We start from the raw sequence: 15,003 nt of genomic DNA on the forward strand, positions 1-15,003 counted from the left end.
TCAACGTCTTGGACGGGAGCACTCGCGCCCAGGTCTTCACCGCGATGTCTCAGCCCAAGGGCCACGACGTCTTCGCCGCCCTTAACGGCCTGGTGGCCGGCTGCCACCAGGCACTGCTGCCGCAGCAGAAACTCGACCTCATTCGGAGATCGCCAACGCCTGACCACCGCGACGGCTGGCGAGCCGCCTACGGTGTACTGGGGCGATCCGTCCTTTTCGGGGCAGCCGCGATACGGCCGAAAGGGATAGTAGGGCCCTGCTGAGGACTGGCGGAAGTTGTGTCCGTGTCGCCTGATGGGCGTGCTCAACTGTGCTGTCAGACCTCGCTGGCTGAGGCGTCAAGGGCACGCCGCGGAGTTTCGAGCCTCCGGTGTGGTTGTTCCAGGCGAAGCGGTGCCCAGTCGACGCCTCTCACCGTGGCCAACGCGGCCTCGACCTTGGCCGGCAGTCGCCGACCGGCGATCGGATTCCGCGCGAGATGCCACCATCGGAAGTCCGCGACCTGGCTTATCGCGGCATCGGCCCGCGCGATCAGCGGGTCGAGGGTCGTAGCCTGCCGGGCGATGTACGCTGCCAACTCCTCGCGGTAAGGCTCCACCGTTGGATCGTCGACAACGGTCATCCGCCACAACCGCAGAGTAGAGAACTGGACCCAGGACCGCGATGAGATCTCAAGTGCTGCGCCCGAAGCGAGAAGGAACTCAACTGAGTCGGTCAATCTCCGTTCACGACCTCGCAGAGTTCGATCGCGCGCTACGTCCTCAAGTGTCGTGATCGCCTCGCGAAGTCTTTCGATGTCGTGGAGCAGATGTGTCCGGAGCAGAATCCCGCTCGACTCGATCTGTCCCCAGTTATTGTCCGAGAGGGTCTCGATGCTCCTCGCAGTTCGGTAGACCTCCGCAAGTTGGTCCTGCGCGGCGCGAGCTTCCGCATGCCATTCGCGGAGCTGCTGTCGCTGGACGCTTCCCACCTGTTCGGAAATGGTCGTGAGCTGCTTCTCGATCCGATCGAGCTGAGCCTGGAGCGCCATCGCGGAAAGAGCGTTTGTCATCGACGCTGCTGCGGCGAGCCCACCTACCCCCTTGAGGCGCGCGACATGCTGGAACCTGCCCTTGCTGTCTCGAACGAGGGCGAGGACCTCGCCCGCCTTGTCCTTCGCCGCGCTGCCCGCGCGAACTGCTGCCGCCATCTCCGGGTCGACCAGCATGAGGCGTCCGACCATCTGCTGGTACGTCTGTACGCCGTCCACGGCAGCCTTGGTCCGAGTGGCCCATGATCCGAGCTGCACTGGCGTTTGGATCACCGTCGTGCCGAACACGTCCAGATTCTCGGGCGCGCCGAACACGTACATCTCATCGTTGCTGGCTCCCGGCACGACCAAGACCTGGGAGTCAACGACGGGGACGGGCGATGGTCTCGACTCCGTCGACACCATGCCGGTCATGCCCGACGGTGCCTTCGGTTGAAGGCTCTCGTCCGCGGGTGCCGTGATGACGTCGAACCGACGCCGACGGAGCATCCAGAGTGTTGCCAACGCTGCACTGCTCGCGGCTGCTAGGGCGACGAGGCTGATGATGGCAGCGTTCGGCATGTGTCAACTCTAATGACCTTGGGATGAACAGTGGGCCCTGATCCCAATCCCGCCTCGCCAACGTGTGGTTTGCAGGCCCGCACCACCTCATCGAAGCCGACGACTGGCCGGACCTCCTGCCCGCCACCGTCCTCGGAGCGATCCGTCAGGCACCGGCCATCAACCACGACCCCTCCATACGCAACCTCCGTGACACCGGAGGACCCCACCGATGGGTACACAAAGGGAACCGGTCACCCGCCCACGATCGCGCCGCTGTCCCTTTCGGCTATAGCTCGGCTGCCCCCTCGTTCACCAGTTCGTCGCACGCGAAAAATACGCGCGCGACAACCAGTGAGCCCGCCACCCTGGGACTGTGAGCGAAACACTGGACGACCCCGACGACCCGACCCGCCTGCCCCCACGGCGCTCGGACTGGCACAGCGTCGCCGTCATCGGCAGCCCCCACGAGGACGATTTCGACATAGCCCTCGGCTACCTGCAGGCAGCCGACATCCTCGCGAGCCATTGGATCTGCAACGGCACGAACGATGCGCTGCCTGTCCCGATCTACTACAACTACCGGCATGGCATCGAGCTGTCCCTGAAGGGGTGCATTCGCGTGGCAGCGGGCTGTCTGCGCCGCGACGGCAGCGAACTCCTGCCTGGCGAACCCGACAAGCTCGTCAACGCCTCGCATGTGATCGGGCACCTGGTGAACCGACTGAACCAGTACCTCAGCCAGCTCCTGGACGCCCCGAACGACCGTATCCCCGAGGAGACACAGGAGACCCTCGACTGGCTTCATCAGCTCGACGAGAACGGGCAGACCTTCCGATACAGCACCGTCAGGGGCGGTAAGCGTGCGGGAGTGGTCCGGGCCCGGCCGAACCAGCAGAACATCGACTTCGACGCCGACTGCCGCCGCCTGCACGACGCAGGCTGGATGCTGTACGGCGGCGTAGGAGGCTACCTCGACAGTCACGCCGACCTACAGGCCGACTACTACGCAGAACTGGCACAGCACGCTTGGTGGTGAGAGATCTATGGGGCCACGCCAGGAGCCGAACCCCGGTCGAAGGCTCGAACGGGGAGCAACCATGTACCGCTGCGCATTGGTTGGATCACTGTGAGGGCTACAGAGGGAGGGGCGGTCAAATCTGCTGAGACGGTCATCGAAACAAGGTGCGGCTGAGGCCGCTGCAGGATGTGGAGTTGGAGGCAGGAGAGGGCAGAGGCTCAGGACGCGGACGACGCGCAAGCCAGGAAGGTAGACCCGTTCGGCAACGATGTCGTCGGAGCGTCGATGTGCGAGAACGCGGTTCCGAACACAGTGACCATGACCTCCTCCACGGCGAGGGGCGGGTGGGCGTAGGTGTCCCAGGTCTCGGAGAATTTCGCGTGCCGGGATAGGGCTTGCACGGTTTTCGGGTCGTGTTTGCCGGAGCCGCCGAGCGTGGTGGTGTAGAAGTGCTTGAGGTCGTGGAAGCGGGTTCTGTCCGGAAGTCCGGCTTGCTTCACGGCCTTTCGCCATTTCTGGTGGAAGTCGCTGATCAGTACGGGTCGGCCGTGACGGTTCGTGACGATCAGGCCCTCGTCCGGCGGCTCGGCGTAGCCGCGTGCCCGGCGGCGGCGCTCGGCGCCTGGTGAGACGGGCTCCGGCTCAGAGAACCGTGACACGTGGTGTAGCAGCCGCCCGATCAGGAAGTGATCCACTGGCAAGGTGGCGTAGCTGGCCTTGGTCTTGAGGCGTACGGCCTTACCGCGCTGCCGTTGCTCTTCGATGTGAAGCAGGTCGTGGTTCCAGGCCACCTGGCTTCGCTTCAGCCCGAAGGCCTCGCCCTGACGTAGTCCGGCGCAGGCTCCGAGCCAGATCAGGACCTCGTAGCGCGGCGCGACCTTCCGCATTGCCGCTGCGACCGCGGCGACCTGCCCAGGAGACAGTGCGACCTTGACGCGGGGGGTGACGTCCGGGAGGTCGATCCTCGCCACGATGTTGGGAGGGAGCGGGACGTCCTCGTCCAGCATGTAGTGCACGAGGATGCGCCAGGTCTTGAAGATCTGGACGACGGTGCAGGCTGAGTCGATGCCTTGCTTGTCGAGGAGGTGGTCGACGAAGGCCATGGAATCGGGGCGGCGCAGGCTGTCTGCGGTGCGGTGGCCGGCGAAGGGCAGGATGTGGCTGCGGAGATGGCTTTCGTAGGTGTCGCAGGTATTGGCATTCTTCTTCCGCTTGCGCCTCCTGTTCATCATCTCGGTTGCGAAGTATTCAACTTGCAGGCTGCCCGGATTGCTGTCGCGCGACGTCTTCCTTTCGGCTTCCGTGAGCACCTTGTCCAGGCAGTCGCGGGCTTCCTGCCAGGTGGCAAAGGTCGGTCGTTTCTCTTTTCCTGAGTAGTCGGTGTACCGGGCCTGCCATCGGTGGCCTCGGCCGTGGTCCGCAGACGGATACAGAGACTGCTGTGGCGCGCCACAGCGGCACGGTGTGTCACCGCGTTCTGGTTTTGGATATCTCTTGTGCCAGCGATCGAACGGCTCGATTGGCTTGCTCATGTGCCCTGCCCACGAAAACGGAGCTGCGTGCTGGACCTGTCACCGCCCCTTTCGCGCTGGCTTGGCGACGTGCCGCGACGGCGTTGTTGCTGTCTGCCAGGGCGATGCTGTCCGCTACAACGAGTAGTTATGCACAGCTGTTCATGGTGTCCACAAAGGTGTGACGGTCGAGTCACCGTGTGCCAGCACGTGAACCAACACCGGACCCGCGACTCCTGTCCCTGGGCATGCAAATCCGTCGTCTCAGAGAGGAGCGGAGATACAGCCTGGAAGAACTTGCAGAGCGCAGCGGGCTGAGCTTTCGTGGCCTCATCTATATCGAGCATGGACAGCGCAGCCCCAGCGTGCTGACGCTCTTGGATATCGCTGCGGGGCTTGATGTGGAGCCGGGGGAACTCGTCAATCACATCGCCCAGGAAGACTCCGGTTCCTCTGCCTCCGATGGTCCGAGCTGACAATGCGAGGATCGTGAATGCGGTAGGCGTCCTGGGGTCGTGGGCTGTCCTCGCCGTCTGGCGGTCCGCCCTGAGGCCCGCGCGAGTGGTGTACAGGAACCCGTCGAGCACCCAGCCCTTGCTGCACAGCCGTGGTCGGACGGCCGGTTGTCGTCCTGGCCGTGGGCGCTTCCCCTTCGATCCCCTTCCAGCCGCGCCAGGGTGGCCTGACTGTCGTGCCCTGACCCTGGAGGCGGCCGATGTGATTTGACGTGCCCATATCTGGCAGTGGGGATGTATGTCATTCGCGGGGCACGAGTGTTGCGATGAATCGTATGATGCGTCAGGACCGCGTGCAGGTAGGGCACTTGAGGCGGTTGCATTCGCCTGGGCCAGCCAGTGCGCGGGCCTCATCGCTCGGGGGAAGTCGTTGTACCTTGCCTGCCTGTATGCAGAGAACTTCCGGATCTTCGGCGCGGCGCCGCAGATGGACGGCGACAAGGACGCCAGCCTGAGCCTGGACTTTGGTCCGGCTACGAATGTCCTCGTCGGGGAGAATGACAGCGGTAAGACGGCCATCATCGATGCGATCCGCCTGTGTCTGCTGACGACGGCGGCTGACTTCTACCGCATCACGCGTGACGATTTCCATGTCGGACCGGACGGCCGTGCGGGCACTTTCAAGATCACCTGTGGTTTCAAGGACCTCACGACGGAGGAGCAAGCCGTCTTCCTTGAGTTGCTGACCACGGACGATGAGGGCAACGTCGGCCTCTACGTCACCGTCAAGGCGGAGTTGATGGACCCGCTGCGGCCCCACCGTGTCGCGGTGACCACGCGCACCGGCCGCGAGGGGCAGGGGCCGGCCCTGGACGGTGCCGCGCGTGAATTGCTGAAAGCCACCTACCTGCGTCCGTTGCGGGATGCAGAGGCGGAGTTGCGCTCCGGCCGGGGATCGCGGCTGTCGCAAATCCTGGCCGGCTACCCGGCCATGCGTGCACAAGGTGAGGACGACTTCGACGAGGAGGAGGACAGCGCCTCCACCCTGGTCGGGATCCTGCGCCGCGCGGAACGGCACATCAGCGACAACGAGGCCGTCAAGACGGCCCGGGACGACATCAACACCGGTTACCTGCAGAAGTTCTCCATCGGCTCCGACGTCCTGCGCGGTGAGATCGGCGTCGCGGGCGATGCCACCCTGGCCCGTGCGCTGGAGCGGCTGGAGCTGACGCTGTTCGCGGGAACGGGGGAGTGGACCCGGCACGGCCTGGGGTACAACAACGCCCTGTTCATGGCGGCCGAACTGCTCCTGCTCGGCAACAGCGCCTTCGCGCCCCTGCTGCTGATCGAGGAACCCGAAGCCCACCTCCACCCGCAGCTCCAGACCCGCATCATGGACCTCCTGCGGGATCGCGCCCAGACCGCGAACACAGCGGAGACGCCGCCGGTCCAGGTCATCCTCACTACCCACAGCCCCAACCTGGCCTCGGCCATCCCGGTCGAACACCTCACCCTCGTCGCCCGCGGATCCACCTTCCGCCTGGCACCGGGCCTGACCCAGCTCGACGAGGGCGACTACGCCTTCCTCACCCGCTTCCTCGACGTGACCAAGGCCAACCTGTTCTTCGCCCGCAGCGTGGCCATCGTCGAGGGCGACGCCGAAGCCATCGTTTTGCCCGCCCTCGCACAGGCGGTCGGTCGGTCCTTCAGCGAATGTGGCGTCAGCGTCGTCAATGTCGGCGGCGTCGGTCTCTTCCGTTACAGCCGGATCTTCCAGCGCGAGGGTGAGCAGATACCGGTCGCCGTGGCCTGCATCCGGGACCGGGACCTGGTTCCCGCCGGTACCTCCGCGGAGATGCGCAAGAAGCTGAAGTGCTCGGCGGAGATGACCAAGCAAGAGATCGACAAACACGTCGCAGGGTTGAAAGAGGAGGACAGCGGCCACGTACGCACCTTCGTCTCCGACCACTGGACGTTGGAGTACGACCTGGCCGCCGGCTCCTGGGCCATGGCGACCCTGATGCACCAGGCCGTTCGTGCCGCTGTCGCCTCCAAGACCACCTGGCCCACCGCGGACAGACTCGCCGACTTGGACCGACTGGCGCAGGAGGAGGTCAAGAAGTGGCGAGAGAGCAACGTTCCCCTGGAGAAGGCGGCCTTGGACATTTATGAGCCGCTGCGCATGGGCCGGGGCAGTAAGCCGATCGCCGCCCACCACGCGGCCCGGCTCCTGCAGACCACCTCCGTGACCGAGGACGATCTGCCGCCCTACCTCGTAGCTGCCTTCGCGTACCTGTGCAGCGAGGTCTGAGCAATGACGAACCTGTACGCGCCCGACGTCTTCATCAAGGACAGGGTCGAGGCCCTCGCCCAGCAACTCGGCCTCGACCTGCCGCACCAGGAACAGTGGAACTTCATCCAGAGCGCGGAATCCCTGGACCTCCAGGCAGCTCCCGGCTCGGGAAAGACCAGCCTGATCGGCCTCAAGCTCGCCCTCCTGTGCCAGGCATGGGCCTCGCCCACACGCGGCATCTGCGTCCTGTCCCACACCAACACGGCCAAAGACGAGATCACCCACCGCCTCACCGCCACACCGGCGGGACGCCGGCTCCTGCAGTACCCGCACTTCATCGGCACGATCCAGGCCTTCACCAACACCTTCCTCGCCCTGCCAGCCCTACGGTCCCGGGGCATCGAAGTCCAGACCGTAGACGACCAGGCCTACACGGACGAGGCCCTCCGGCTGCTCGAACGCCACCCCAGGTTCCGGAAACTCAACACCGCACTCGGGCACCGCACGAACGGCCCCGCACTCGTCGCCGAGGCCCGCTACGTGTGCGACGCCGGAGACCTGATCGCGACAGGGCCTGACGGCACCCCGCCCTTCAAAGCGTCCAGCGACAGTGGCCAACAATTCGCCGCCCTCAAGGAAACGCTCACCGAGCGAGGCATCTTCCGCTACCACGACATGTTCGCCCTCGCCGAGCACCACCTCTTCCATCACCCCCAGCTCGCGCTGGCCACAGCCCACCGCTTCCCCTTCGTCCTCCTGGACGAAATGCAGGACACCAGCGACCTCCAGCAACGCCTGCTCGACAAGGTCTTCGGCCCGCCGGGCACGGTCGTCCAGCGCGTGGGTGACATCAACCAGCGCATCTTCGCCGACGCACCGGATGCCGCACAGCCCTCGTCGTTCCCGCTGCCGCACGCCGCCCAACTCCCCGTCAGCCGCCGCTTCGGCAGCAAGATCGCAGCACTCGCCAGCGACCTCACGGTCCACCGCCACCAGCGCATCGACGGCGCCGGCCATGAGGGGACCGTCGCCCTCCTGCTCTTCGACGACGACACCGTCGCCGAGGTCGTACCGGCCTTCGAACGGATGGCAGCGGCCGCGGTCCCCCGCCAGCTGCTGCTGGACAACCCGCCCCGCGTCCTGGGCGCCCGCCTCATACGGGGAAGCGCCAAGGCCTTTCCCCAATCCGTCTCCTGCTACGTACCCGGCTTCACCAGCACGCCGGTCCAGACGACCGGCAGTCTCATCACGACGACACGCACCGCCCAGGCCCAGCGGCAATCCGGCGACAACCACGCAGCGATCACACTCCTGTGGAACGCAATCCGTGACGTAGCCCGACTCGCCAGTGTCGGCGGTCTGCCCCCGCTGAGGCGACTGGACCGAGACCCGGCCACCGCCGGAGGCCGGGCACGCCTGCTTCTGCACGATCTGCTGACGAGCCCACTCGACAGCCACGTCGAATGGGCTGTCCTCACCGCCCGGCTTCTGCGGCTGCTGCCGGACCTGACCCAGAGCCCCCTGAAAGGTGTCGCCCGTCTCGCAGATCCCCTCGCCCACATCCCGTACATCGCCCAGCTGGCGCCCGTGCCCGAGGCGTCGGCTGATGCGGACCACGGTGTGGTGGCGTCGGTTGCGGGATCGATCCAGAGCGCCAAGGGCGAAACCCACGCGGCCACACTCATCCTCGAATGCCTGGAACGCAGCGGCAAGAAGTACGACGTACACGAGGTCCTCGGACTCCTGAGCCGACAGCAGGACGCCTCCAAGGCCCTGGTCACGATCCAGCGCGCGGCACAACTCGTCTTCGTGGGCGCCACCCGCCCCACCCATCTGCTCGCCTTCGCCGCGCACCGCACACGAGCCGAACCGCACATCGAGGCGATGACGGCCCGCGGCTGGTCTGTCCACGACGTCCACGTCCACTGAGCGACTACTTGCTGCACCGCCGGGGCCGGGCAGGTGGCCAGGGCACGGAGCCACCGCCCTCGCAGGCCTCGCGGGCTGGCACAGGCCGGAATACGCCCTTGTGCCCCTCGGGAAGCCCGATCAGACATTCGCTTCGAGTGCGATTTTGGGGGACTGCAAGTCTGCCGTGAACGAACTGGAAGGTGCAGGGTGTAAGAGGAAAGGACATTGCTCGCCAATATCGTCATGTCTGGTTCGTGATGCCGGAAAATCCTGCGTCCCGAGAGTGCGAGAAAAGCATCTGCCGACCGGAATCCGAGCGGTCACGCTGAACGGTATGCGTCTGACTCTCGCGCGATTACTGCTGTCTCCTGTCACCAGCAGCCGTGCCGCCTGGGCGGCAGCCAGGAGCCGTGGCCAGCTCTCCTTCGATGCTGCATGGCGCCGAGAACGCCTGGCCAGGCACCCTGATGAGCTGGTCTACCGCCTCCACGGACACCTCCCGCCACAGGGTCCAGAAGCCGGACGTGACACGGGACCTATACACGGACAACCGGGCGTAGAACCAGGCCGCGAATACGAGAAGTGAAGCCATGGCCGTGCGCGGAAAAGTGGCTCCTGATACAGGAGAAACATGTGTGACAGAAGGGAATGGATGCCTTTCGGTCATGTTTCCAATGGGGCGATTTCGCGGCCGGTGTGCGAGTGAGAATTCCTGACACGAATCGACGCGAGCCAGGGGGAGTTCATGTCTGACTTCAGTGCTCTATCCGCACTGCTCGGTGCCGGGCTGCCGGCCACCTTCACGTTTCTCTACCAGCGCCTTGAGAACCTGCTGGACCGGCGAGGCGCTCCTGAAGCCGACTTGGCGTTACCCGTGCCGCTGCGGGGAGAGTTGGCGCTGCCGCTGACCGTCGGTGAGGAGCAACTCGCGGCGCATCACGGAGAGCTGGAGCTGCTGCGCGACGCTCTTGGCGCGTACCGCCGCGGTGCAGCGCGCGTCGACGTGGACAATCCCGAGCTCCTACGAATGCTGGGGCGGCTGCGCGGCAGGCTAGAGGACCTCTATGGGCAGCGGCTGACGTTCCAGGGGGAGGAGGACCGGCAGCCTTCCGGTCCCTTCTCGCGACAGAAGATCCACACTGTGCGCGGCCACGTCACCGGCATGCATGCAGACGACACCATCAGCGGACACGCGGAGACAGACCAGGACATCACCACTGTCGCCGAAGGCGCCACAGTCACCGGCATGCGCGCCAGGAACATCGGCAGCCCGCCCAAGCGGCCCCAGCGCTGAACCTCACTGCCCCGACAGCCTCAAGAAGGACCGCCTGTGACCGCCAGCGCCCCCACGCCGCAAACACCGGACGCACTCCCGACCACTGCCCCATCCCCTGCACCACATCCCCTCATGGGGCCCGCTCCTGACGCAACGACAGCGCCATCCAACCCGCCCGAACTCAGCTGGCAGGAAGCCCCGCCCGCCCCCGACCTCCCCGACGACGCCTCGACACTACACACTCCGGAGAAAGCGGACGCTCCCGCAGAACAAGGAACTCCTGAAGACGACGGCAGCTCCGAGGACACCGACCTCCACGATGAGATCACCGAGCCCGGCTGGGCCGGACAGGTCAGCCAACGCATCGGTACGAACCGCGGCACCGTCATCGGCACTCTCATCGAGCAAGGATTCCGCCGGCTACGGGGTATTCCACTGCCCCCTACGGAAGTCGCCGCGCAGTTGAAGACCTACGTCCGCCACGAAGACGACGACCAGGCCATTCGCAAGATCCTGGACCAATGGCCGGTCGTCGTCCTGACGGGACAAGACGGCACCGGCCGCTTCAGCACCGCCCTGGACATAATGCGCCGTCGCGTTGGCGACACCATCCGTCAAGTGCGCCGGGAACCATATGCGCCGTTCGACATGGCAGGGCTGCAAGAGCCCCATACCGGATGGATCCTGGACTTGCGCGCGGAACAGCCCCCAGCCGGCTTCGGCCGCGAACTGGTCGAGGACGCAGACAAGCTGCCAGAGGGATCCTGTCTCGTCGTCCTGATGAGCACCACAGCCTGGGCCACATGCGGACGGGGAGCAACGGACATCGCCAGGCCCCTGGAAGGACCACCACGCAAGGACATCCTGGACAGGCAACTCAAACAGGCGCCATTCGCCATTGACATCGACGACTGGCTCTCGTCCGAGCCCATCAGCAGAGGCATCGCCTCCCTCCTTCCGGCGCAAGTGGCCGCCTGGGCGAACGCCATCATCACCACCGAGGACATCGAACGCCGCAAAGGCCGTCCCGCATCCGACGGATCGCCCGACACCGACTACTTCAAGGGCCTGGTCCGGGAAGTAGTCAAGGCTGCAGAAGACTGGCGCACCGAGCTTCTCAACTGGCACAACACTCACAGCGACAGCGCCTACCGCAACTACCTCCTGGCGGCCGCTGTACTGGAGGGAGCGAGCTCGGACAAGATCTACAAGGCATCCGGCAGCCTGGCCACGGCGCTCAACGAGAAGTCCGAGCCCCGCAGTGGCCAACAGGGGCTGGGTGTCGTCGCGCTGACACACACAGCCAACGCCGATCTGCAGCCCGACGGCACCATCCGCTTCCGCTACCACAACTACGCCGAAGCGGTCGTCGACTACTTCCTCGACGACCGACCCCACCTCCTGGAAGAGTTCACCCGCTGGACCGCTGCCCAAGTCACCACCCTTGGCGAAGCAGACCTGGCCGCACCACTGGCCCAGCGTGTCAGCCACTGGACCGTCCACTACACCGCACGCCACCGTAGGACGAGCCTCCTGCGCTCCCTGGCCGAGCAATGGTCCTCCTCGCACGCCGACGCAGCATGCGACCTGCTGGTGCTCGCCGCAATCGACGACCACGCCGGCGCACTGGCCCGCAACGCCTACCGGCGATGGGCCAACGAGACGGACACGCTCAGCACTGACTTCAAAGTCGTCCTCATCCGGGCCGTCCAGCGTCTCGCCGCTATCTACCCGACCAGCATGCTGAGCAGAATCGCTGAACTGGCCACCCCTGCACAGCAGAACGCTGTCCACAGTGACAAAGTCACCGCTGCCATCAGTCAGGCCCTCAACGTCCTGTGGGACCAGGACGACCAGCGATCAGCCATCCACAAGCAGCTCACCCAGTGGGCTGCTGATCACCGCATAGCCCAGCAGGCGGCAGCGCAAAGCACGTTCGCTCACCTCGCCACCCGCGGCACGCCTGGCGGACCCGCTCTCCTGACAGACAAGCGAACCACGACCGCGTGGCTGGCCGACATGTGGCGCAACGCCCTGCCGACGACCACCTGGTCCCCGGTCGTAGCACAGGCGTTCGCCTACTGGATGCAGACCGCCCTCGGCACACCCGACCTCAGCCCCACCATTCAGCAGATCTTCCTGAACGCCGTACACCGCCCCACCGACCCCCACTACAGCGCGCCACGACTGCTCGCCATGCAGAACCTGCTCTTCAGCTGGGCGCCCGCACCGCCCTCGCAAGTACCCAGCGACGCCGCCCACCTGCGCGACCAGCTCCTGACCCGCCTGAGGGCCGAAGACCCCGCCGCACCCCCGGACCCTCATGCGCCGCAACCGTGACCGAGCCGGCTGGCCCGCCCCGCGGGCCGGCCACCTCACCGACAACGACACCGTGTACGCGCTGCCCAGCAACGCCCCCGGCTACAACTTCCACGCACACCTGACCGGACGTTGGGAGGAAACACCCGCAGCCCGGCAACACCACGACCCCCGCGCGGCAGCCGCCCACCACGCTCTTGAAACAGCCCGCGCCGTGGCACGCCTGTATCCCCTTACTGAACACCAGGCTGCTCAAGCTCATATCAACAGCCGACTTGGCACCTCACACGACCTCGTCGATGCTCCCGTCCGCCTCCTATGGGCCCGAGTGCAGCTGACCGCTGACACCGCAGACTTCGAGGCGGTCGTCTGCCTCCAACGTCGGATACACGACGAGGCACTGAACGAACAAGTCAACCGCCAACGCCAGCACCAGGCGGAGGAACTGCACCGAGCTTTGTCCACGACACCCACACTGGCTCTCGCCTACTGGCTCATCCACCAGCCACAAGCCGCCGACCCGAACACCATCGAAGCTCTGAGCCGGCTGACACGAGAAATCACCACCTACGCCCCGCACACCGTCTGGGTCCAAGTCGCCCACCTGCTCCAGACCTTCGTGCAGGACCTCGACACGCCCGCCCGCATGAACCTCGTCGACAGCCTCGCCCAGATCTTCACCCGCTACGACCAGCCAGAACTTGCCGACCGTCTGCGTTCCATCGCAAGGCAGATGCAGTCCGTCAACGGACACTGGCCAAGCGGCCCGCCACGCTAGGGGCTTGCAGGGGAGCCGCACCTTGATTCCCTGCAAGCCTTAAGCGAGAGGAGGGTCAGCGCTAGCGAGGGCGTCGATACTGTTGAGAGTGTCGCGCCATGCTTCCCGCCATGTCTTCCGGCGGAGATCGTCGACCATGGCAGCATCGACGCCCGTATCCGCGTCCAGGAGCCACAGCGGGGCGTCGTCGGCTGCAAGGCAGATTCGGGCGAGCAGGCTACGGCGGACGAGGTCGCGCAACCGTTCTACGGCGTGCGCGATCGCTAGTCCATCAGGTATGCCATCGGGAACGGTCGAGATCTTCCGGACCTCCTTGAGGAGAGCCTTCTCGGTCATGGCACCGCCATGAACGAGTGTGGATCGGAGCCCGTAGATCACGCCCACGTCGTTGAAGATCTGCTCTGTGGGATCAACGGCGGTGGACAGTAGCGTCGACGCGCGGATCTTCAACCGTAGCGTGACGTCGGTTTTCTCCTTTCCGGACAGCGCTGCTTCGAAGGCGGTCGCCAAATCGACGATCTGCTCGGACCAGCCGTATGCGTGGAAGGACAGAAGGAACTTCTGAAGCGCCATGCCAAACGAGGTGAAAGCCATGCCTGTTCGCGGCTGCTCCGCTGCGGCTAGGAGCCGCCCGAGGCCGTCGACGCGGCTGACATCATCCGAGCTGAGAGTGATCACGCGGGCGGCCAGTTGCGTCGGAGACCCGAACCCGGGCCCCGCGCCCCGGAAGCGGAGCACGGTGGGCTTGAACTCTCGGACCGTGTGAGTCGCCCCTTGAATCTCCGCCATCGACTCACTGGTGCTCGGCTTCAACAGCCGTACCAGCAACATGAACCTCTCGATCCGTTGCGACAGCGGCTTGGCCAGATCGAACGGCTTTGCGCCGCTGTCCTGCGCGATGATGACGCTCTCTGGCGGCGCGAAACCGTGCGGCCGGTCTCGGCCGTAGGCGCTCGCCGCCCCAGGGATCACCGTCGAGATGATCCGCTGCAACTCCTTATCGTGGTCCGCTGCTTGAGAGATCACCGGCTCGACGCGGATGTTGGTGAACTCGACTGGCTTGCCGTCTGCGGTGGTCATGTGGGAAACCACTCGGCAGCACGCCACCTCGTACGTGTCTGCGTGAACCGCCTGGATCAGGTCCCGCAGCGCCTGCTCGGCGGCTGGTCCATCAGGAGAGAAATCCTCCTGCGCACGAGTCAGCCGGGCGATGAACGTCTCTAGGAAGCTGAAGACCAACCCACCAGGAAACTCGCGCTCATGCAGTGGTCGGCCGGCGTCGAACCGAGGATGAGAAGCGGCAATTGTCTCTTCAAGCGCTCGGTACTCGGACAGCGGCATGACGGAATTCCCGAAGTAGTCGCGCCCCACCTCCAGGTATGGGTGAAAGGTCGGTGGCGGAACCACCCGCTCCTCCTGGAGCCGAGTCCATGCCGCAGCCAGGAATGCTCGCCCCGTGTCTTGCAGGCGCCTGTCGATGTCATTCACTCACCCAGCATGGACGAACACTCAAGCACCTGCACTGCTGTTTCCGCCCCGGGCTCCGGGGTGAGGGCCTCAGCCCGAGCGGACAACCTGCGCCTCACGGTCGGCCCGCCCTTCGTCGCCACCCGTGTGGCCCGCGTGGCGTGTGTTGTCACATTCAGACGGACGGGGCTCGATGCGACATTCCCGAGAAGTGATGTACGCCTCAACTCATGTGGTCTGTCCTGTATTCGACGCACCGATAGCCTCGTCGGGCAACGGAGCCGCTGATGGCCACCAACTGCCGCATGACGCCGGGAGGCGTAGCGCACAGGGCCGCCGGCGAAGGCGGCGGCCGGGGGAGAGGGGGTCCTGTGGGAGTCGCTGCGCGTACCGGGAGCGGGC

General features: G+C 65.5%; 10 protein-coding genes. 7 read left to right on the forward strand and 3 right to left on the reverse strand.

Annotated elements, in window-relative coordinates; genetic code table 11:
* Positions 1-316: 316 nt before the first annotated feature.
* Positions 317-1,591, reverse strand: coding sequence for a hypothetical protein (locus tag C4B68_RS28510; RefSeq protein ID WP_104880020.1), 1,275 nt, complete (start codon positions 1,589-1,591; stop codon positions 317-319).
* 355 nt (positions 1,592-1,946) lie between these two features.
* Here C4B68_RS28510 and C4B68_RS28515 point away from each other — a divergent pair, with 355 nt between their 5' ends.
* Positions 1,947-2,609, forward strand: a complete 663-nt coding sequence (locus C4B68_RS28515; protein WP_099504561.1) for a hypothetical protein — start codon at positions 1,947-1,949, stop codon at positions 2,607-2,609.
* Between the two features lie 200 nt (positions 2,610-2,809).
* Here the strand turns inward: C4B68_RS28515 and C4B68_RS28520 are convergent, their stop codons facing one another.
* Positions 2,810-4,123, reverse strand: a complete 1,314-nt coding sequence (locus C4B68_RS28520; RefSeq protein WP_240634511.1) for a tyrosine-type recombinase/integrase — start codon at positions 4,121-4,123, stop codon at positions 2,810-2,812.
* 227 nt (positions 4,124-4,350) lie between these two features.
* Between C4B68_RS28520 and C4B68_RS28525 the strand changes: the two genes are divergently transcribed.
* From C4B68_RS28525 to C4B68_RS41450, 6 genes are all read left to right on the forward strand, one after another.
* Positions 4,351-4,578 (forward strand): helix-turn-helix domain-containing protein, encoded by a 228-nt coding sequence (locus C4B68_RS28525; protein ID WP_240634512.1) that lies wholly within the window; start codon positions 4,351-4,353, stop codon positions 4,576-4,578.
* A gap of 409 nt (positions 4,579-4,987) precedes the next feature.
* Positions 4,988-6,868 (forward strand): ATP-dependent nuclease, encoded by a 1,881-nt coding sequence (locus tag C4B68_RS28530; protein ID WP_167459185.1) that lies wholly within the window; start codon positions 4,988-4,990, stop codon positions 6,866-6,868.
* Positions 6,869-6,871: 3 nt separating this feature from the next.
* Positions 6,872-8,779 (forward strand): UvrD-helicase domain-containing protein, encoded by a 1,908-nt coding sequence (locus C4B68_RS28535; RefSeq protein ID WP_099504563.1) that lies wholly within the window; start codon positions 6,872-6,874, stop codon positions 8,777-8,779.
* A gap of 727 nt (positions 8,780-9,506) precedes the next feature.
* Positions 9,507-10,055 (forward strand): hypothetical protein, encoded by a 549-nt coding sequence (locus C4B68_RS28545; RefSeq protein WP_099504564.1) that lies wholly within the window; start codon positions 9,507-9,509, stop codon positions 10,053-10,055.
* Between the two features lie 114 nt (positions 10,056-10,169).
* Positions 10,170-12,377: a hypothetical protein gene (locus C4B68_RS28550; RefSeq protein ID WP_099504565.1), complete on the forward strand. Its 2,208-nt coding sequence runs from the start codon at positions 10,170-10,172 to the stop codon at positions 12,375-12,377.
* Positions 12,361-13,134, forward strand: a complete 774-nt coding sequence (locus C4B68_RS41450; protein WP_143674399.1) for a hypothetical protein — start codon at positions 12,361-12,363, stop codon at positions 13,132-13,134. The genes C4B68_RS28550 and C4B68_RS41450 overlap by 17 nt, the downstream gene beginning before the upstream one ends.
* A 39-nt stretch (positions 13,135-13,173) precedes the next feature.
* Here C4B68_RS41450 and C4B68_RS28560 read toward each other — a convergent pair whose 3' ends face one another.
* Positions 13,174-14,622, reverse strand: coding sequence for a HEPN domain-containing protein (locus C4B68_RS28560; protein ID WP_143674401.1), 1,449 nt, complete (start codon positions 14,620-14,622; stop codon positions 13,174-13,176).
* Positions 14,623-15,003 lie beyond the last annotated feature (381 nt).

This window comes from Streptomyces dengpaensis (genome assembly GCF_002946835.1).
Lineage (GTDB): Bacteria > Actinomycetota > Actinomycetes > Streptomycetales > Streptomycetaceae > Streptomyces > Streptomyces dengpaensis.